Origin of the sequence: Bacillus sp. NPDC094077 (genome assembly GCF_050279465.1) — a bacterium.
In the GTDB taxonomy this organism is placed as follows: Bacteria; Bacillota; Bacilli; order Bacillales; family Bacillaceae_G; genus Bacillus_A.
Genome location: NZ_JBNNUF010000006.1, coordinates 62,222 through 82,867, shown reverse-complemented (window position 1 = coordinate 82,867; position 20,646 = coordinate 62,222). Strand labels below are relative to the sequence as shown.

At 35.9% G+C, this 20,646-nt stretch carries 18 protein-coding genes and 5 pseudogenes; 14 read left to right on the top strand and 9 right to left on the bottom strand.

Features of this window, described 5'->3' with window-relative positions; genetic code table 11:
• Positions 1-64: 64 nt before the first annotated feature.
• Positions 65-1,264, bottom strand: a complete 1,200-nt coding sequence (locus ACQKNR_RS16515; RefSeq protein WP_427318811.1) for an MFS transporter — start codon at positions 1,262-1,264, stop codon at positions 65-67.
• A gap of 15 nt (positions 1,265-1,279) precedes the next feature.
• Positions 1,280-1,699, bottom strand: coding sequence for a MarR family winged helix-turn-helix transcriptional regulator (locus ACQKNR_RS16510; protein ID WP_427318810.1), 420 nt, complete (start codon positions 1,697-1,699; stop codon positions 1,280-1,282).
• Positions 1,700-1,873: 174 nt separating this feature from the next.
• On the opposite strand from ACQKNR_RS16510, the gene ACQKNR_RS16505 reads away from it, so the two are divergent.
• From ACQKNR_RS16505 to ACQKNR_RS16495, 3 genes are all read left to right on the top strand, one after another.
• Positions 1,874-2,791, top strand: coding sequence for an alpha/beta fold hydrolase (locus ACQKNR_RS16505; protein WP_427318809.1), 918 nt, complete (start codon positions 1,874-1,876; stop codon positions 2,789-2,791).
• A gap of 144 nt (positions 2,792-2,935) precedes the next feature.
• Positions 2,936-4,132: an MFS transporter gene (locus ACQKNR_RS16500; protein ID WP_427318808.1), complete on the top strand. Its 1,197-nt coding sequence runs from the start codon at positions 2,936-2,938 to the stop codon at positions 4,130-4,132.
• On the top strand, positions 4,116-4,316 hold the full coding sequence (locus tag ACQKNR_RS16495) for an NETI motif-containing protein (RefSeq protein ID WP_000166303.1): 201 nt from the start codon (positions 4,116-4,118) through the stop codon (positions 4,314-4,316). Before ACQKNR_RS16500 ends, ACQKNR_RS16495 begins: the two co-directional genes overlap by 17 nt.
• Positions 4,317-4,526: 210 nt before the next feature.
• Here ACQKNR_RS16495 and ACQKNR_RS16490 read toward each other — a convergent pair whose 3' ends face one another.
• On the bottom strand, positions 4,527-5,759 hold the full coding sequence (locus tag ACQKNR_RS16490; RefSeq protein WP_427318807.1) for a MerR family transcriptional regulator: 1,233 nt from the start codon (positions 5,757-5,759) through the stop codon (positions 4,527-4,529).
• Positions 5,760-5,946: 187 nt separating this feature from the next.
• Between ACQKNR_RS16490 and ACQKNR_RS16485 the strand changes: the two genes are divergently transcribed.
• The 7 genes and pseudogenes from ACQKNR_RS16485 to ACQKNR_RS16455 all read left to right on the top strand — a co-directional run bounded on the left by ACQKNR_RS16485 (position 5,947) and on the right by ACQKNR_RS16455 (position 12,953).
• Entirely contained in the window at positions 5,947-7,233 is a 1,287-nt protein-coding gene (locus tag ACQKNR_RS16485) for an NAD(P)/FAD-dependent oxidoreductase (RefSeq protein ID WP_427318806.1), read from the top strand.
• 13 nt (positions 7,234-7,246) lie between these two features.
• Positions 7,247-8,719 (top strand): aldehyde dehydrogenase family protein, encoded by a 1,473-nt coding sequence (locus ACQKNR_RS16480; protein ID WP_427318805.1) that lies wholly within the window; start codon positions 7,247-7,249, stop codon positions 8,717-8,719.
• A 45-nt stretch (positions 8,720-8,764) separates the two neighbouring features.
• Positions 8,765-10,183, top strand: coding sequence for an MATE family efflux transporter (locus ACQKNR_RS16475; protein ID WP_427318804.1), 1,419 nt, complete (start codon positions 8,765-8,767; stop codon positions 10,181-10,183).
• 45 nt (positions 10,184-10,228) lie between these two features.
• A complete protein-coding gene (locus tag ACQKNR_RS16470) occupies positions 10,229-10,510 on the top strand; it encodes a cupin domain-containing protein (RefSeq protein WP_427318803.1) in 282 nt (93 codons plus the stop codon).
• A gap of 326 nt (positions 10,511-10,836) precedes the next feature.
• Positions 10,837-10,923 (top strand): annotated as a pseudogene (locus ACQKNR_RS16465) (methylmalonate-semialdehyde dehydrogenase); the annotation flags it as partial.
• A gap of 45 nt (positions 10,924-10,968) precedes the next feature.
• Positions 10,969-11,269, top strand: a pseudogene (locus ACQKNR_RS16460) (aminotransferase class III-fold pyridoxal phosphate-dependent enzyme); the annotation flags it as partial.
• A gap of 64 nt (positions 11,270-11,333) precedes the next feature.
• A complete protein-coding gene (locus ACQKNR_RS16455; RefSeq protein WP_427318802.1) occupies positions 11,334-12,953 on the top strand; it encodes an amidohydrolase in 1,620 nt (539 codons plus the stop codon).
• Between the two features lie 157 nt (positions 12,954-13,110).
• Here the strand turns inward: ACQKNR_RS16455 and ACQKNR_RS16450 are convergent, their stop codons facing one another.
• Together ACQKNR_RS16450 and ACQKNR_RS16445 are read right to left on the bottom strand one after the other, a co-directional pair.
• A complete protein-coding gene (locus ACQKNR_RS16450) occupies positions 13,111-13,917 on the bottom strand; it encodes an HAD family hydrolase (protein ID WP_427318801.1) in 807 nt (268 codons plus the stop codon).
• Positions 13,918-14,064: 147 nt separating this feature from the next.
• A pseudogene (locus ACQKNR_RS16445) lies at positions 14,065-14,157 on the bottom strand (DUF1657 domain-containing protein); the annotation flags it as partial.
• 348 nt (positions 14,158-14,505) lie between these two features.
• On the opposite strand from ACQKNR_RS16445, the gene ACQKNR_RS16440 reads away from it, so the two are divergent.
• Both ACQKNR_RS16440 and speB read left to right on the top strand, forming a co-directional pair.
• Positions 14,506-14,892, top strand: coding sequence for a DUF1259 domain-containing protein (locus ACQKNR_RS16440; RefSeq protein WP_427318800.1), 387 nt, complete (start codon positions 14,506-14,508; stop codon positions 14,890-14,892).
• Between the two features lie 564 nt (positions 14,893-15,456).
• On the top strand, positions 15,457-16,401 hold the full coding sequence (speB, locus tag ACQKNR_RS16435; RefSeq protein ID WP_427318799.1) for an agmatinase: 945 nt from the start codon (positions 15,457-15,459) through the stop codon (positions 16,399-16,401).
• A gap of 32 nt (positions 16,402-16,433) precedes the next feature.
• Here the strand turns inward: speB and ACQKNR_RS16430 are convergent.
• The 4 genes and pseudogenes from ACQKNR_RS16430 to ACQKNR_RS16415 form a co-directional block, all read right to left on the bottom strand.
• Positions 16,434-16,859, bottom strand: a pseudogene (locus ACQKNR_RS16430) (peptide-methionine (S)-S-oxide reductase).
• Between the two features lie 353 nt (positions 16,860-17,212).
• Entirely contained in the window at positions 17,213-17,803 is a 591-nt protein-coding gene (locus ACQKNR_RS16425) for a hypothetical protein (protein ID WP_427318798.1), read from the bottom strand.
• Between the two features lie 101 nt (positions 17,804-17,904).
• Positions 17,905-18,171, bottom strand: coding sequence for a hypothetical protein (locus ACQKNR_RS16420; protein ID WP_427318689.1), 267 nt, complete (start codon positions 18,169-18,171; stop codon positions 17,905-17,907).
• A 155-nt stretch (positions 18,172-18,326) separates the two neighbouring features.
• Positions 18,327-18,478, bottom strand: a pseudogene (locus tag ACQKNR_RS16415) (MarR family transcriptional regulator); the annotation flags it as partial.
• A gap of 516 nt (positions 18,479-18,994) precedes the next feature.
• On the opposite strand from ACQKNR_RS16415, the gene ACQKNR_RS16410 reads away from it, so the two are divergent.
• Together ACQKNR_RS16410 and ACQKNR_RS16405 are read left to right on the top strand one after the other, a co-directional pair.
• Positions 18,995-19,588: a TetR/AcrR family transcriptional regulator gene (locus tag ACQKNR_RS16410; RefSeq protein ID WP_427318797.1), complete on the top strand. Its 594-nt coding sequence runs from the start codon at positions 18,995-18,997 to the stop codon at positions 19,586-19,588.
• A 246-nt stretch (positions 19,589-19,834) separates the two neighbouring features.
• The gene (locus ACQKNR_RS16405; protein WP_427318796.1) at positions 19,835-20,530 is read left to right on the top strand and encodes a YqeB family protein; all 696 of its coding nucleotides are present in this window, start codon (positions 19,835-19,837) and stop codon (positions 20,528-20,530) included.
• Positions 20,531-20,646: the final 116 nt, after the last annotated feature.

Below are 20,646 nucleotides of genomic sequence, written 5' to 3'. Positions count from 1 at the left end.
GCTCGTCTTGAAAGAAATACAAAATAAGGAAAGTAAACGGGGAAGTTTACTTTCCTTATTCACGTTAAGCGGATATTTGTCCGTCTGTACGTTGTTTCTTGAATTTTTGTTTTCGCCCGTGTAATCCATAATATAGAAGTAAAGTGAACGCAACGATAATAGCTGCGATAAAATACATATTATGATAACTTGATTTCGCAGCGACGATACCTAAAATGAAAGAACCAAAGCCAATGCCGCTATCAAAGAATGAGAAGTAAGTAGCTGTCGCAGAACCACGTCGATGGTTTGGAGCGGCAGAAATTGCAATCGTTTGGAAGCTTGGAATTAATGTTCCGTAACCTAAACCGATTAACATACCTGCGCCAAGGAACCAAAATGAAGTTTGTGCTTGGCTTAAAATGAACATTCCAATTGTGAAAATAATAATAGCTGGATAAATAAGTACATTTTCACCGAAACGATCAAAGATTTTTCCTGTAAATGGACGAGAAATTACAACAACAAGTGCGTATAAAATAAAGAAGTAACTAGCAACCTCTCCTAAACCAAGCTCTTTTGCATAAATAGGAATAAAGGATAAAATACCACTATAAGAAAAGGCTAAAACAAATCCTGTCAGAGCGATCGGAATAGAGGATGGTTCAATTAAGTCTTTCCATTTCATTTTTTCTCGTTTTTGTTTGCTTACTGGTTTCTCATGTGGAATATTCACTACTAATCCTAATAAAAATGCGAGTAATGAAAATACGGAACAAACGATAAATAATACAGTAAATGAAAAATGAGAAATAATTGTTAAACCTAAAAAAGGACCAATTACCATTGGCAGACTCATAAATACGCCATAATAAGCAAGTGCTTCACCGCGTCTATGAGCTGGCGCAACATCTGTTACAATCGTACCAGTTGCAGTTGTTGCCATGCCGAACCCAATACCATGTAAGAAGCGAAGGGCAAGTAATAAAAATAAACTTTGTGCACCGAAATACATAACGGTAGCGGCTAAAAATAATGAAAGCGAAATAAATAATATTTTCTTTCTTCCTAAATCATCGAGCCATTTTCCTGTGAATGGTCTACATAAAACAGAAGAAATAAGAAAAACAGTTGCAACTAAACCAATTTCCTCAGGTTTTCCTTTTAGGCCGTCTATTACATAGACAGGCAGAGTAGTCATAAGCATGTAAAATGTTAAAAAGAGAAATAGACTACTAAAACAAGTTCCGAGGAAATCCTTCGTCCAAAGTTTCTCACTTTGCATCGTCATCCCTCCAATTTAATCATCTAAATTTTTAATAATTTGTTGTAACACTTGAAATGCTTGATGTAAATCATCTTCGTTAATACCATCTAGTGTCTTTTCTTCGAAAGTATCAACTTCCTCTTGCCATACCGGAATCATTTCTATCGCTGTTTCTGATAAAGAAATGAGCTTCTCGCGACGATCTTTTCCTTCTGTACGAATAATCCATCCCATTGTTTCCATACGTGTTAACGTACGAGTCATCGTTGGAGATTCAACATTTAAATACTGGCATAATTCTGTTTGAGTACAGGGACCAGTTTGATTAATGCGGAAAATTACAGCCCATTGCGCACTAAATAACCCAGTTGGAGATACGCGTTCATTAAATTTCTTCGTAAACTTTCGAGAAGTCTGGCTGACGATGTGAAAAAAATGTTGTTTTTCGTCCATGTATTTTGATCCTTTCAAATTAGTTACCTAGCTAACTATATACTTTTTTATTATAATTGTCTAGTAATAGACATGTAGTATTATGTAAAAATTTCGTATAGGTTTTATGTTGAGAACGTACATTCTGCATGGTATTCTTTAATTAAGTAAAGAATTTTCTTTCTATTAAAAAGAATGGGGGAACTTGTGATGATTAGGCCTGCAACAATGGAGTTTGTTTCACTATCGAACGGAGAAACGATCGCGTATCAGGAAGTTGGAAGGCAAAATACAGAAATTCTTGTACTCATTCACGGGAACATGACATCGTCACAACACTTTGATTTAGTTATTGAAAAGCTGCAAAATCAATACCATATTTACGCTCTTGATTTAAGAGGATTTGGACAATCAACGTATAATAATTCGATAGATTCATTGCAAGACTTTGCAGAAGATGTAAAACTATTTATCGATCAATTAAAACTAGAGAAATTTTCATTGATGGGATGGTCAATGGGCGGTGGTGTTGCGATGCAATTTACAGCGAATCACCCAACTTTTGTAGAAAAGTTAATTTTAGTAGAATCAGTAGGGATGAAAGGATATCCAATCTTTAAAAAGGATATTAACGGGCAACCGATCGTATCGAGTTTATTAAAGACGAAAGAAGAAATCGCGCAAGATCCAGTACAAATCGTTCCAGTACTAGATGCGATAAAAAATATGAATAAATTATATTACCGTACAGTATGGAATCTTTTAATATATACACATAATCAACCGGAACCGGATCGTTATGAGAAGTATTTAGATGATATGTTAACGCAGCGTAATTTCGTAGATGTGAATTATGCGCTCATTACATTTAATATTTCGGATGAACACAATGGGGTTGTAGAGGGGAATAAGCAAATTCATCGTATTAAAGCTCCTACACTCGTCATACAAGGTGACAGAGATTACGTCGTACCGCAAGTAGTAGGTGAGGAATTAGCAAAACATTTGCCGAATGCAGAGTTGCAGGTGTTAGAAGATTGCGGACACTCACCGTTTATTGATTGTTTAGATGTATTTATAAAACATGTAGAGAATTGGTTAGAAAATAAGTAGGGAAGGGGAAGAAGTTAGATGAAGCAAGTCTAACTTCTTTTTCATTATTGAAGAATTGATATAATTTCATTCACTATCTCTTTCTTATTAGAAAGAATACAGTTTATAATGAGTGTGTTGGATTACAAAAGGGAGAGATTAGGGATGTCAATGCGTTTTACTTTTTGGATTATGGTTGGGATTGTAGCAATTTCAGGTTTGTCACAAGGAATGCTTTTACCTGCCATTGCAATGATTTTTGAACAAGAAGGGGTTAGTTCAAGTATTAACGGTATTCATGCGACGGCATTATACATTGGGATATTAGTTATCTCACCATTTCTTGAAAAACCGATGCAAAAGTTTGGAATGAAGCCAATTATCGTCATTGGTGGGTTTCTCGTTATTATTTCATTATTCTTTTTTACACAAACATTTTCATTTTGGATATGGTTTATTCTTAGATTTCTAGTTGGAGTCGGAGATCATATGCTTCATGTCGGAACGCAAACATGGATCACGACAACATCGGACCCGAGTAAAATAGGAAGACAAGTATCAATATACGGTGTATTCTTCGGAATTGGTTTTGCCGTCGGTCCGTATTTAGCAAGCACTGTTCAGTATGGTCTTGCAACACCATTTATCGTATCTACTATACTTTGCTTAATAGGTTGGCTTTTACTACTCCCAACGAAAAATGCATTCCCAGCACTAGATGAAATGAAAACTGAAAGTGAATCATCATTTTCTCGTTATAAACAAGTTGTTGGATTAGGGTGGATTGCTTTAATGGGACCACTTGCATACGGTGTGCTTGAAGCGATGCTAAATAGTAACTTACCGGTATATGCGCTTCGTAAGGGATGGTCCGTTTCAGAGGTTTCCTTCTTATTACCAGCGTTTGCAGTTGGGGGCATTATTACACAAATCCCGCTCGGTATATTGAGTGATAAACACGGAAGAGATCGTATTTTAACGTGGACGTTCAGCATAAGTACTGGCATTTTCCTACTTGCAGCCGTATTTGATCAATATTATTGGATTGTCTTTACTTGTATGCTTTTAGCGGGTATGGTCATTGGATCGTGCTTCTCTTTAGGACTTGGATTTATGACAGATTTATTACCGAGGCACTTACTACCAGCAGGTAATATATTATCCGGAATCGCCTTTAGTATAGGAAGTATTATGGGACCTGTATTAGGAGGCATATTTATAGAAAAAATACAGTATACAAGCTTTTTTATTGCGGTTATGATTATAATGGGAATTCTCGCACTGTTATATATGATCTACATGAAGAATCAATTCGCATCAAGAAAAATAGAAAGTAGGTTAGGGCATGACAAAACAACCTAATAAGAAAAAATTTGAAGTACTCGAAAACGAAACGATTACTGACTGCTTAGCGCGCATGGAACAAGAAGGATATGCACCGTCTCGTCGTATGGAAGAGCCAATCTTTCATGAAGTGAAGAAAGACGGTAAAACAGTAGTTGAACCGTGCGGTAGAAAAATTGTTTTTGAGGGGAAATTGAAGTAATCAAATAACAGGTGTTCTTTTTGATACAGAATAAGCCATCCAATTCATTCTTTATGAGTTGGATGGCTTGTTTTTTTTACAATTGATCAGTGAAAGAAGAGGGAATGTAGCGGTTGAATAGGTGTTTTTTAAATTGACCACGATTTTATCTACAAGGGTGCTGTCTCATCCATGAAATAGCCTACTTTTCGGACAACCTCTTTTTGTATGCTATTGTTTCGTACTAGCCAAATACATTAGCTTATGGAATTTTTCGTCTATTACATGATAGTCGAAATAAGGTCCTGGATCTGTACAGTAACCGATATTTTCACTTTGCGTAATTTGAAATCCGTTGACCGATAAATTTTCTTCTAAGTATTTTGGATACAAAATATGCTCGTCGGAATTTGGATATAAGGTTGAAATGTTTTTCAAGGATTTGGCCGAGCTATCATAATACGAGTACCCGCCGACAATTGTTGAATTGCTATGGAAATAGTTTTTTAGAACGTGAATTGGGAACTGCGGATTGAGCAGTGAAAAATCTGTTACTGTAAAACTATCCACAAAAACATCGATGCTAAGTGGTTTTAATGGCAGATTTAAATCAGAATTCAAAATATAAAGGACGCGTGGCTTCGGATTCATCCGCTCAATTCTATTTCTAACCTTCTTTAGCATTGCAAGCGAATAGCCACTGAATACATAGGATGCGCTCGTTTCAAGAACATCGATATATTTGGGGAGTGACACAAAAGCGTCAATGTTTGTTTCTACAATTAATTTATTTTTCAAAGCTATATTTTGTAGAACTTTTTGAAACCAAAAATTACTTTTTTCAAATAAGTTAATCATTTTGGGATTGATCTCTTTAATCGTTTCTTTATCGTAGAAATAAGATGGATAAGGAGACGTCTCGTACAAGTTCGTAGTAATGATAATACCTTCCTCGATAGCTGCCTCGTATCCACAGGTGCAAGTTAAACTTCCTGTGTGAATGTCGACTTTTTTAATCGTTACATCTTTCATTTCAAGTGGAATGCGGCACTTCGGACAATAGAGTAGATTTACAAAGGAAAGTGGGATCCCTGTAAGATTTTCTTCTTTAGACGAAGGCGATCTAGTTTGAACCGCTGTTTCAATTAATTGGATAGCTTTTGATATGTCTTCTTTTTTCTTGGTCAACTCGTTCTTTTTATCAATGAGCAAGTTGTTGTAGTAGTCGATATCCTCATGGTCCGAGAAGTTTGTAACACGCTGATATGATAAAATTCGTTGGATTTCTTGCAATGAAAAATGAAATTTTTTCAGCTTAGTAATAAAAGCCATGTCGTCGAAGCACAATTGGTTCATTTGATACTGGGTGTTTTTTTTGTCTGGTATTAATAATCCCAGTTCAATGTAATAACGAACGGTATCAGTCGTAACATGAAAAAGCTTTGCAAATGTACCAATCTTCATAGATGTCCCCCCCACTGAAAAAAGTGGAGTTACTCCACTTTTTCACAAAAATGAATTAAAAAAACTCTCAAATAGCTATTGACTTGGAGGAAACTCCAAGTAATATGATGAACTAAAGAAATTTGAATATTTAGAATATTTTTGACTGTATTGTAACATACATGTCACGAAAGGAGAAGGATTAGCTATGGATAAGATGGATCGAATGGATACTCTGTCTCTGTGGACAGCGACTGCAAACAGCTATGACAAAGGAAAACCTCTTGAAGGAAACGAAGAGGCGGATGTTGTCATTATTGGCGCAGGTTTCACAGGTCTTTCTTCTGCATATCATTTGCAAAAATTAGGGAAGAGTGTCATTGTCCTTGAGCAGGAAACAATCGGATATGGCGCAAGCGGTCGTAACGGCGGAATGGTATTGCCAGGCTATAAGCCAACGATGCAGGAGCTTGCGAAGAAGTATGGTGACGACGAGGCGAGACAACTTAACAATCTTTCTCTGCTCAGTGTTGAGCTGGTTAAAAACATCATCGACGAGCATCAAATCAACTGTAATTTTAGAAAGACAGGTCACATTGTGGCGGCTTACAAAGCCAAGCATTTTGAAGGATTGAAACATGAGAGCGAATACTTAAATGAAAATTTTGGATACGAATCAAGCGTGCTGAATCGAAGTCAGTTGCATCAAGAAATCGATTCTCCACATTATTATGGCTGCTTAGTCGACAACTCGAGTTACTCGTTTCAACCACTGAACTATGCAATTGGTTTGGGAGAAGCAGCTAAATCGCTCGGTGCAAAAATCTTTGAGCATTCGAAAGCGCTATCTATTGAGTACGGTCGAAACAGCGTGAAAGTTGTAACAGAAAAAGGTGCTGTTACTGCGAAAGACATTATTGTGGCAACAGATGGTTACTCTGGGAAAATCATGAGTGAGCTGAATAAAGGCGTACTGCCAATTTCGGCACGTATTATTGCTACTGAACAGTTTCCAGAATCACTGGTGAATACGGTCATTCCTAATGATCGCATGGTTTTTGATACAAGTAGTTTTCTTTACTATTTCAGGCGTACACCAGATAATCGCATCTTATTTGGCGGTGGCGATGTTCGTCCAAACTTAGGTGATGCTGTTTATCAAAGTGTTTACGATGCTATGGTTAAAATAATGCCAAAACTAGCAGGAAGCAAGATTGATTACCGATGGGGTGGATTTATCGGGGTTACAATTGACACGTTCCCGGTTATCGGCAAATCCAAAGAAGGCGCATATTTCGCAACGGGTTATACGGGCCACGGCGCGTCTCTTTCGACATTGTTTGGTAAGTTATTGGCACAATGGATCGTTACGGGGAGCGCAGGTGGATATCGATTTGAAAAGGAACGTCTCAAATCATTCCCGTTCTATAATCAGAAAACGATGCTGGTCAATCTAGCACATATTGGTTTCAAACTGTTAGATATTATTGCGTGAAGGAGAGTTATTTATGAAAATTAACATGTTCATTGACGGGAAATGGGTGGAAGCATTATCGGGTGCTAGGCGAAACATTATCAATCCTGCAACCGGAGAGGTTATCGCAACGTCTGCTAATGGATCAGCAGATGAGGCGAAGATAGCAATCAAAGCGGCTCGTAAAGCGTTTGACAGCGGGATCTGGTCGGAATTATCGGCTGATGAAAGAGCTGACTATCTATATAAGATTGCAGATCGTCTTGAAGCGAAGGCAGTTGAAATCGCACGTTTGGAAACTGCAAATAACGGTAAGGTTATTCGTGCAACAACCTATGTGGATATTCCGGTGTCGATTCAATGCTTCCGCTATTATGCTGACTTGATCAAAGGTATGAAAAAGGAATCGTACACTCGTGCTGATTCTTCGGAAACAATGATTATTCATGAACCGATTGGTGTTTGTGGACTTATTGTACCTTGGAACTTCCCGCTTATGTTAGCTGTTTGGCAAATTGCTCCTGCACTCGCCGCAGGGAATACAATTGTAATTAAACCTGCTGATGTCACTCCTGTAAGCGTATTTAAATTATTTGAAATTATCGAAGAAGTTGGACTTCCTGACGGAGTGGCAAACTTAGTATTGGGACCTGGTTCAAAGGTCGGGAATGAGCTTGCAGAGAGCCATGATGTTGACAAAATTGCCTTTATCGGTGGAACAAAAACAGGTCAAAGTATTATGCGCGCAGCTGCGGGAAATATGAAAAAAATCACACTTGAACTCGGTGGTAAATCTCCACTTATTGTGTTCGACGATGTGGATTTTGAAATTGCAGTCGAGAATGCGATGTTTGGTATTTTCCACAATGCTGGGCAAGTTTGTTCAGCTGCATCCCGTTTGCTTGTACAAGAGACCATTTACGATCAGTTTGTTGAAAGATTAGCCGAGCGTGCGAGCAAAATTGTAGTGGGTAACGGGGAAAGCGAGAGCGTTGAAATGGGAGCCCTCACAAACGAGCCTCATATGAATGAAGTTTTACATTATATTAAGAGCGGAATCGAAGAAGGTGCAAAATTAGTTTGTGGTGGAAAGCGCTTAACAGAAAATGGGCTTGATCGAGGATTTTTCATTGCGCCAACAATCTTTGCTGATGTAAATGCGAATATGCGTATTGTTAAGGAAGAGATTTTTGGTCCAGTCCTTGTGGTACAGAAATTTAAAGATGAGGAAGATGCCATCCAAAAGGCGAATGATTCCATTTATGGATTAGCAGGTGCTGTATTTACTGAAGATATGGATCGAGCAAAACGTGTCATTAGTAAATTGCGTGCGGGAATTACTTGGATTAATAGTTATCATCTCGCTTATGTTGAAGGTCCTTGGGGAGGGTATAAGCAAAGTGGAATCGGCAGAGCGTTAGGTGCTGTTGGGCTAGAGCACTTTATGGAAACGAAGCAAATCAATATCCACCAGCATGCCAAGCCTGTAGATTGGTATGCGAATTAATTGAGCTTAACTTGCTATATAAATTATTTATAAGGGGATATGCTCATGAAAATAGTAGACGACCGTCCGTCATCGAAGAGAGAGCAACTAGAAGTAATGAATAAGCCGGCGTATGATTCAGTACTGGGAGCCAAAAGCATTCCGTTACTATATTTACGGTTTGCTTTGGCAGGAATTATGGCTAACGTAATTCTAGGAGTTGTATCGGTTGTCGATGGCTATTTCGTCAGTGGCTTTCAGGAGCTGGAAATCGAAGGGATAGGAATTGGATTTACGGTCATGGTTATTACCCGTATGATTGGCGTTCTTTTAGGTGTGGGAGCTGGAGCGGTCATTTCACTTCGACTTGGAAAAGGGAATATCGAAGAAGCTAGAGGTATTATGGGTCAAACCTTATGGTTTACTCTTTTTCTTTCCACTTTAATAGCTGTACTGGGATTGGTCTTTGAAAATGAAATTATGATTTTATTCGGGGCAAGTGATGAAGCGCTTCCGTATGCGGTGCAATATAGTCGACTACTATGGATTTCATTGCCATTAACGATATTGGCCGTTGTATTAAGTATTTTAACTAATATCGATGAAAAACCTGTATTATCAATGAACAGTTGGTTAGTCGCAGCAGTTGTTGCTGGGATTGCAGAATGGATTATGGTAACGAAGTATGACATGGGGATGATGGGGTCCTCATGGGCTAACACGATTTCACAATCGATCCCTGTTCTCCTAATCTTTTATTTCTGGTTTGGTAAAACAAGCCTTAAGCCGAAAATGAAAGATCTGATGATTAATTTCAAGACGATTGGTGAAGTGGCTTGGACGGGCTTCGCATCTTTCTCGAATCAGTTCATGATGTTTATTGCAATTATTTTCACCAACAACTTACTGCAAAGCTACGGTGGTGGTCTGCACGTTGCAGCTTTCACGATTCAAAACGGTTACATTACAAATCTGCTCGCCTTAGCAGCGCTCGGTGGAATGACAGGACTTCAACCGATCATTAGTTATAATTACGGTGCGGGCAACCTTGATCGTGTTAAACAAGCAATTAAGATGGGACTCATTTTTACGGTTTCCTTCTTTGTGATTGTGACAGCCATACTAATCATTTTTGCGGATCCAATTGTGTCATTTTTTTCCGGTGGTAATCCTGAATTGCAGAAATTGGGCATTTGGACGACAGTTGTATTCAATTCTTTGTTTACGCTTAGTGCAGTCAGCTTGCTTATCTCCGGTTATTTCGAATCACAAGAGAGAAACTGGTCCGCAACGTTTATTAGTGTTAGCAAAATACTGTTGTTCATGTTACCGTTTCTATTTATTTTTCCGAAATTCTGGGGTGTAGAAGGTGTATGGTACGCTGCTCCTGCTGCAGAAATTCCAGGCGTTCTCATTGCCATATACTTTATGAAAAAAGAGTTCAAACGTTTAAAAGATACAAATGTTAAGGCAGTACGTTTATAGAACTTCTTCCTTCAAAATTACCAATAAGAAAGAGAGAGGATCATCATGTTTTTTGCGAAAAAACTTACAGCAGAAGAAGCTGAGCAACTAGGTGTTGACACATGGGAACCATGGATAGGCGAACCGAATAAAGGAACTTGGCATGTAGAAGAACAGGAAGTTTTCTATGTGACAGACGGTGAAGTATGTATTACTGTTGATGGAAAAAAGTATCATGTTGCAAAGGACTGGATCGTTTCCTTGGCTAAGGACCTTGTCTGTGAATGGGATTGTCCAGTGTTTTTGAAAAAGAATTATAAAATGAACCATGAGATCAATCTGAAATAATGTTGAAATGGGGGGAGATGCTAAGCGGATAACGGATCCTATACATTCAGTAGACTGAAAGTTCTGAATGATAATAAAGCCTAATGAATCGAAAAGCTGACATTGTTCTCTCAAGTAATGTTGACGAAATGTAGTGAAATGTATACAAGTAAGTTTACATACCGTCTTATGAATGCGCTTTCTTTTGTAAGTGTAATAAATACATAGGACGGTTATCTTAAAATAGGAGGTTTCACCATGGTAGTAACGAAAAATGTAGAGATGTTGAAAAATCATATTGGCGGATAATGGATAGAATCCACAAGTAAACAGGTTGAAGACGTACCCAATCCTTCTATGGTGATCTCCATGCAAATGGAAAAGATGGTGTAGCATTTTATACTCGCAAGAAAATGCTTACGGCTCGTTATTGAAAGAGTGATGTGAAATCATAAAAGGATAGAATGGAGTTGGTGATTATGCAAGTGACAGAACAAACACAAAGTTTGAAAAAAGCAGATGAAAAGTACCTTTGGCATGCAATGAGAGGAGCAGCCCCTAGTCCAACGAATTTAATTATTACAAAAGCAGAAGGGGCATGGGTGACGGATATTGATGAAAATCGTTATTTAGACGGTATGTCCGGTCTTTGGTGCGGTGAATGTTGGGTATGGTCGAAAAGAGCTTGCAAGAGCGGCGTTTGAACAACTTGAAGAAATGCCGTATTTCCCTCTGACACAAAGTCATGTTCCTGCTATTAAAAAGCGGAAGAACCTATCGAGAGATATAGCTTTAAATACTGAATGAATTACTCTAAAAGAGTAATTCCGAAAGGGTTGAGTTTATGAAAGCTGATGTTGTATTGATAAATGGAGAAGTTATTACAGTAGACCAAAAGAATACAGTAGTCGATGCTGTAGCAATTAAAGATAATCGTATCGCAGTTGTTGGTTCAAATCAGGAGGTTAAGAGTTTTATAGGAGAAAAAACGAATGTAATTGACCTGCAAGGAAAAACGCTTCTTCCTGGATTCATTGATTCTCATATTCACCTCATTGCTCATGGGTTGAATCAGTTGGCGGTAAGTTGTAAAGCTGAACATATTGATTCTATCGAGGCTTTGTTAGATGATCTGAAAAAGAAGGCCTTAGAAACTCCAAAAGGTGAATGGATACGTGCTTGGGGCTTTAATGAAACCGCTGTGAAGGAAAAGCGTTATCCAACAATCACTGAGCTGGATGAAATTTCAGTTGAACACCCTATTATTGTATCTCGTACTTGCAACCATATAAGTGTGGTGAACAGCAAAGCATTAGAAATTGCGCAAATTAACGAGAACACACCGAATCCTAATGGGGGAGTTATTGAAAAGAATCAGGCAGGAAGGCTTACAGGAAAGTTAATTGAAGCAGCAAATATGGAGATGAGTGAGGTTGCAAATTATACAGAAAGTGAAATGATGAAGGCTGTGAAAATTGCATCAGATCATTTCGTTGCAGCGGGCATAACAAGTATACATGACGCAGGTGGAGATGGTCCTGAGAGTTTCCGTTTACTGCAACAAGCTGTGAAGAGTAAGGATATTCGTGTCCGAATATATGCAATGATATGTCAGTTAAATAACTCCCATGAATTTGTTAATAAAATGATCGAAGCTGGTGTGGTAACTGGTACTGGAGATGAGAGATTCAAAGTTGGACCAGCTAAATTGTTTACAGATGGAAGTAGCACTGGACCTACCATTGCAACACGTGAGCCGTACTCTAGTGACTCTAACAATTATGGCATTCTTTATTATAGTGAGGAAGAAATCTATCAGGTTTTAGGTGAAGCTCATAAAAAAGGCTATCAGATCACTGTACATGCACAAGGCGATAAAGCCATTGAAATGTATTTAAATTGTGTAGAAAAGGCATTGGAGGAATCGCCAAGAAAAGACCACCGTCATCGAATCGAACACGCGGGAATTTCTTCACCAGATTTACAAGAGAGAATGAAAAAACTCGAGGTGATTCCAATTCCAAATCCTCCATTTCCATATGAATTTGGAGAGATATATGTAGAGCACTATGGTAATCGTGTTAATCACATGTACGCTGTTCGTGATTTCATTGATCGTGGCATCATTGCAGCAGGTGGATCGGACGCACCAGTTACTGACTATAATCCTTTATTAGGAATTCATGTTGCTGTCAATAGAAAAAGCCAGTCTGGAATGGAGATTGGTGCTAATCAATCTATAAGCGTAATGGAAGCTATTAAACTATACACATGGAATGGCGCTTATGCGAGTTTTGAAGAAGAGATAAAAGGAAGCATAGAGGTCGGAAAGCTGGCGGATTTAGTTATATTAAATGACAGCATTTTAAGTGTTAGTCCAAACAAAATTAAAGATTTAAAAGTAGAAACAACTATTATTGATGGTGAAATTATCTATCAAGAAGAACAATCAGTGAAAATTTAATATATCATAGCTTGCATACCACGTAACTCTTGTAATGTTACGTGGTAGTTTATTTTGTTACCTTTATGGCAATGTAAAGCTAACATCGTATAGTAGTCGTTTGATAACAGTACAAATTCACATGATTTTCGATATAGGAAGTAACCATTCTATTCTTTTAACTGTTGTTAACAGTACAAATTAACTTTTCTAATACTTGTGCTGCACCATCTTTATCATTGGTATCGGTAATAAAATATGCAGCATCCTTCAATTTAGGTATTGCATTTCCCATAGCGATTGGAAAACCAGACGTATAGAATAGCTCTAAATCATTCCAATCGTCTCCAAAGACCATTATGTTATCCATAGAGATATTATTTTGAGTGCAGATTTCCCTTACAGCTCGTTCTTTAGAAACACCTTTTGCCATGATTTGAGTTAAAGTTCCTTCATCGGTACATAGCGTACTTACTTTATGCACAAACTGTTTTTGTAGTTTTTCATAGTGAGGATATTGTGAGATTAATAATTTCGAAGCACTAACTTTTTTTAATTCATTTAATGGAACTACAATTGGATTTACAACTGCATTCATGGTTTTGTTGAAATCCAATGTTTTATTACTGTACCATGTATCTTCCGATTCAACTGAAAGGCATGCATCAGCCTGGTGAGTAATAACAAATTCTATAATTTCATTTGTGATAGCTGACTCAATCGGGTAATGTTGTCTGTAACCTATTGCGTTATCTACTACCAAAGCTCCATTGTAGTAAATCATAGTTGTAATGTCTTGAAGTTCGTGAGGAAGAAACACTTTAACTGATCGTGGCGCCCTTGCTGTAGCAAAAATAACCTTTATTCCTTTCTTCAGACACTCCAGTATAGCCTTTCTATTTCTCTCTGACACTTTCTTTTGTGAATTTAATAAAGTACCATCTAGATCTAAAACGATTGCTTTAACCTTGGATTCTAATTCCATATGTATGTCCCCTTATTTACAGTATAAACTCCTCTTTTTTATGTTCTATATCAAGTTATAAAACCCTGTATATTCCATACGTGTGAAAGTGGTATTAGCGACATTTTGACTCATCCAAACACATAAAGCAACTAAGTCTTTTGCTTACTGATTGTCAGTATCAAGAACAAATCCTTCTAAACATGCTTGAGCATTTTTTAATCCAGAAATAGTTTGTTTAAGCTTAGTAATTACTGTCATAATTAAATTCCTCTTTATAATTATAAATTCACTATTTAGAATAGCTATTTTCTACTAAAAACATGATTTCTAAATTTTGGTTATCTTTATAGAAGGGATAGTGCCACACAGCCATCAAGCTAAGAATTTTAATTCCCCCATAACGAAAATTTCCTGCAGCGTTGACTACTGATAATGAATATTATATATATCATTTATACTCTGGTAACAATTCATATGATCAAGAATAATTAGGCTAACAGATTTCGTTAATTTACCATCATCTTTTTTGTAACCGAATAGATTCATTACTGTTTCAGACCTACGTATTAATTCATAACCTAACAGTAAAAGGGGGGAATTGAAGATATGGCGATTAATGATGAATCAATTTGTCAACAGTTTGCAAGAATTATCGGCGGTCAAAAAGGATTCGCTGGTGGGAAATGCGTGGCAACAATAAATCGGGATGAAATACAAGCTACAATCTTGGGAAAACGTTTTAGAGTAACAACTTCCTTCTCATTCGAATCAAGAGATAAAAAAACTGGACGGGCATTATGTCTAGGCCGGGTAGCACTCTTACAAAAGGAAGTCACTGAATTTGTTGCTACAATTATTAAACAAGGAATAATAGTTTCGTCTATACACAATGAGTGGTTATGTGATGATCCAAATTTGATTTACGTTAATATCGAAGACGTTGATAATCCACTAATTTTCGCAAGAAAAGTCAGAAGAGCGTTAAGGAATTAACAAATTTCTTTAGTTAAATGAGCGATTATGTTAATTAGAATATTTCAGATTTTTGAAGGGTATATTTGAAAATAGGTTTAAGTTGATGATTTTATAATATAAAAGAAGGCGTTCCATATTTGGAATGCCTTTTCATGATGTTTTTGTTGCTAATGTGGGTTGTTATATTATTTTAATTGATTACATGGTGTTTATCTTACAACAAGAACTGGGTGAGGTACCCCTTAGAGTTGTTTGACTGTCTGTAGGGGATCTGATGCAAAAACTTAAAGACAATTGCAATGAATCTATTGTTATTCGTGTTCTTCATTATATATTTGCACCAAAACCTTTTAAATAATGTATATTAATAAACCGCTAGATGAAAATATCGGAGGATACTTTACGTCCTTTTTATGCATTATGAAATGGTTTATTCAATTTTGCATAGACCAAAAAGCAAGGAGAGAGAGTAATGAATCCCTTTTTACATGGCACAATTTTTGCATAGTAATAAAAGAAAAAATGATTTAAGGGAAGTTTCGTTAAATGTGAAAAATCATGCTTAAAAAGGGGAAATGCAAAATGAAATATCCACTCACACCAGACGTAAAACCAGAATTTTGTACGACAGGTACATTTATGAGATTACCTTCTAGTAATGATCAAGCAAAAATTGCTATTTTAGGAATGCCATTTGATACGGCAGCGTCATTCCGCGTTGGTGCGCGTTTCGCCCCGCAAGCAATTCGTCAAGCATCTATGACGTTGTTTCCCTATCATCCAATTCACCATGTATACCCGTTTGATGACACAAATGCAATTGATATTGGGGATGTTTCTGTTATCCCGCATAATATTCATCGTAGCTATGATTTAATTGAAGAAGCTGTTTTGGGATTAATGCAGCAAGGAATCATTCCAATAGGACTTGGCGGAGATCATTCTGTTACATTAGCAAGTCTTCGTGCAGCAGCTAAAGTTCATGGTCCTGTCGCGATGATTCATTTTGATTCTCACACAGATACGTGGGATACATATTATGAAGAAAAATATTGGCATGGTTCGCCATTTATACGTGCACATGAGGAAGGATTATTACAACCAGATAAGGTATTTCAAATTGGAATCCGAGGAACGTTGAATCATCCTGGTGATATAGAAGCTAGTAGTGATTTAGGTTATAACGTCATTACAACAGCAGAATTATGCAATCGTGGTTTTGAAAGCATTCTCCAGCAAATGCGAGAAATAATTGGTGATACGCCATGTTTCTTAACATTTGATATTGATTTTGTAGATCCATCTTGTGCGCCAGGTACAGGTACGCTAGAGGTAGGGGGATTTAATAGTCGAGAGACGCTGGATATGGTGCGAGCATTAAGCGGTTTTAATTATATTGGTTTCGACTTAGTAGAAGTATTACCGCCATATGATCAAGCGCAAATTACGTCCCTTTTAGCTGCGACACTTGTGCATGATTTTGCGAGCTTAATTGCGTTGCAGTTGAAAAATGGACAGAATACGTAAGCAGAAAATTTATATCGAGATATAGTGAAGGTCTATGAAATTATTTTTTTGCAAATTTTCTTTAATAAAGTCTTCACGACCAGATTTTTTTTATAAAAATGTTGATGATATTCTTCTGCTTCAAAGAAAGGAGCTGCTTGACGAATTTCCGTTACAATTGGATCTTTAAACATACTGCTTTCTGCTAGAGCCCGCTTTGATTTTTCAGCTAGCTCTTTTTGCATTTCATTGTGATAAAAATAGCTGTATGATTGGATGGACCAAGGTCAAAAAAATTGTCCACCATCATTAGTTGGATCAAATTGTGGCCAGTATAAATCCAATAACTCTTGATAAGAGAAAATAGAAGTATCGGATGTATTTTGAACAACTTCTAAATGTCCAGATGTTCCAGATTTTACTCGTTCAATGAAACTGATATTTTCAAATCCAACTTGGGGTCCCCCAGCATCTTGCATGCTCTTTGCGTGTTTTTTTCCAAAATGCTGGCGGTACCCCATGCCCATCAACCTAATATAATGAATAATCCCCAAAATGAAAAAATTCGTTTGGGGATGTTCTTATTTTATAATTGATAGATATTAAAGATGACTCTTTAAGGGGATTATTAACAATTTGCAATTTTCGCCAGAAAAAACTGTTCTGAAACTTTTCTTTTCCCCCATTTTCTTGACAACCATTGAAATCCTAAAAGCATATAATTAATCTAACTTTATATTAGAATTGTGATAATTTCTTTCTTAACTCTAATTCCTCAATTGTTTCAAAACCTTTAAAGAATAAACTTCCAATTACAAAAAAATAAAAAAAACTATCCTACATCAGCAATTGCTTGAATAGAATCAAGTCTCACATTAATCTTGTTTGGAGAACCTATAATATTATTAGTTAAATTACTTTCTACTTCTACATTCGGTCCAATAATAGTAACTAAATTATAACCTACATTCATTATAAAACCTTTAATATGAATCCCTTCTAAAAATAATACAGTACGCAAATTAAGTAACTGATAAGAATACAAAAATTCTCTAATCTCATTTGTTAATTCTAAAAAACTATTGTTAGAACTATTATCTACTAAATGATGAGAAGATGATTCCATTAATTCTACAGAATCATTAGAACTATTATCTACTAAATGACGAGAAGATGATTCCATTAATTCTACAGAGTCATTAGAACTATTATCTAGTAAATGATGAGAAGATGATTCCATTAATTCTACAGAGTTATTAGAATACATTTTTGACTCTAATAAAGCATCAGAAGATTTGTCTGATTCAGCTGAAGTATCAGACATTCTTCTAGATTGATACGGAGTAAAAAAAGGAATAGGTTTTATCTCAAATAATTTAAATTTACGTTCCTTATTTTTAAAATCAGAACAAAAATCACACACCCGTATCCCCCCCTTATAAGCATATGATATGTACTATATAATAAACATGTTATAAAAAATGTACTGGGTATTTATAAATACCCAGTACATTCTTTAATTTATTACGCTCCTTGATCATCACTAACCGATAAGATGTCACTAATTTTAACACTAATTTGATTTGGATTTTCAAGAGCTCCACCATTATCATTGCTTTCCACTTCAACGCCTTCTCCATTACCACGACGGAGAGTAACAAAAGTTTCTCCAATTCGTGTAATAAGGCCCTCTACATGGAACGATGGTAAAAATAATACAACTCTTGCTCCTACCAATTGAAATGCTTGTAACAAAGTACGAATTTCAGTTTCTTGCTGAAGTTCAGCCATATTCTTATACCTTCCTTTTCTACTAAATTTTAATAAATAACAATGAAATTAAATTCTATTAAATTATTTCATCACTACTTATATAAATAGAATATGTTTAAGCTTAATAAATGAAATAGACATGTTGGCAAAAAAATTAATCATTACAATTTTTTTTAAAACAAATATATCGATAATTGATGTTTCTTTTTAATTTCTTCAATTTGAATACTTTTTATGATTTTGCAAATATTTATTGTGTAGCTCTATCAATATCGTCTTTTCGTGCATTACATAATATATTAGGATTAACAAACCACTTACGGGATAACAGAAACCCTATCACTATCCCAAATAAGCAGTAGTAGAAATGAAACTAAACATTATTTGGCTTTCATTCAAAAGGAGTATTTTAAAACAGAAGATGTTGTAAATTGGCTAGATGATGAACAAGCCCGCAAAGCGAAAGGAAAAGTAACTGAGTTATATGCTTATTGGGACTAAGGGAGTGATAAAACTGTTTGGAGTGTTGTAGATCATTAAATATATCAAGTCGGAGGAAGGCACCTTAGGGTGTCTTTTCTTTATGGGGTACTGACGCATGCCCAGCAAGTTAAAATGTTGCAGCACCCCCAGAACGAAATTTTAGACCTTTTTGTAAAAAAGAAGATCATTTTATCGTTTTGGGGGTACTTAATTTCGTTAGCTTAATAGCGATGTGGTGGCCCCAAATTAGATTTGACAAAAATAGTAAAAAAATATATAATTCAATTAATTGAACGTTCAATCAAAAAAATGAATGTTCAATTAAAAATGGTGAACAATTTATAAGGTGGTTATTCTTATGGAAGACAGACAATCTTTTATAACAGAAGCAAGAAGAGAACAAATAATTAAGGCCGCTGTTGAAGTTTTAAGAGAAGTTGGATATGTAAGTACAAGTTTGTCGAAAATAGCAAAAAAAGCAAACATAAGTACAGGGTTAATTTCTTATCACTTTTCTGGTAAAGAAGATTTGATGAACAATACTTTAATGTATTTAGTTGAACAAGAATGGTTATTTATTAATGCAAGAGTTAGTCAAAAACAAACGTCTACAGAAAAATTAAAAGCATTTATCGAAGCAAGTTTAGCTTATCAGGTTATAAACCGAACAAATAATATCGCTTTAATTGAAATAGTTTTTAATGCACGAACACCAGATCATATTCCTTATTATTTACTAGAAGGCGATGAAGAAAATTTAATAAAGGGTTTATTACAAGAAATTCTCTTACAGGGGCAGGAATTAAAAGAATTTGGAGATTTTAATATTCAAGTGACCGCAACAATTATTCAAGGTTCGATATCGGAATCTTTGATATCTTCCCAAAGTAAAATGAGTTTAGAAGATTATAGTGAAGAATTGATAAAAAGTATATTGAAAATAGTTAAATAATGAAAACAAAAAAACATTTATATAAGTTAATAAAATGACATAAAAACCCCTTTCTTTTTAGGGGAGGACGAGAGCATCTGGCCGTTCCCAGAAGCGATCGGGGCCTTTTCCTGACACATGTGATGTTTAAAACAAAGAGAGTAAGCCAGTAGCGGCCATGTTGTATTCTGCATATCAGCGGCTTATATGTCGATATATAAGTCCAAAATATTATTTATAACTAATTTAATAGAGAGGATAGGGATTATGATAGAAAACGAAACATTTCTTGGACATAGTAAACCCCAAAAAACAATTATTGTTTTAGTACCCATGATATTAGGCGGTTTGATTGGTTGGTTTGTTCCCATCATTGCCAATTGGATACTAAAGCTTCCAGTAGTTCCAATGGAGAAGTTAATTTTACTCATTACATTCTTTAACAGCTTATGGGTTTCAAGTATTGCCACCGTTATTGGAACAATAGCAGGTTTATTATTGGGTTTTATTATTTTAAATGAGAGTCTCGAAGTCACAATTTCCTACAATAATTTGCAACTGAAATTTGGAGAAAAAATAAATATCATTGAGAAAAAGGACATTTTAGCAATCTATATAGAAAATAAGCATTTAATTATCCTTGGGCAAAAGAGTAATGAATTATATAGAGAAGTTATTGAAGTGAAGAAGGATACTGTACGAGAAGCTTTTAATAAGCATCAATATCCATGGAATGAAACTGATCCATTTGGTAGCGAATACGAGCGATGGGCTTTAGGACATACTGATTTTCCCGAAAAAATTAATGTATTACTTTATGCTAGAGACCGTGCATTGAAAGAAAAGAAAAAGGCAGATGCTAAATATCTACGAGAAGATTTAGCTCAGTTAGGAGCTGTCATTAGAGATGAAAGAAATGGTCAGTACGTGAGACTTGCCCAAAATGCTCATTTTGATGTTTAGTATTTAACTCGATTTAGATAAGACTATTTTCTATACTCCTTACCAATTCGAGTAATAATTGTGTGCTATCTTTAATCGAAATTTATTTCAAAGTAGCTGATCTTCCATGGTAATAG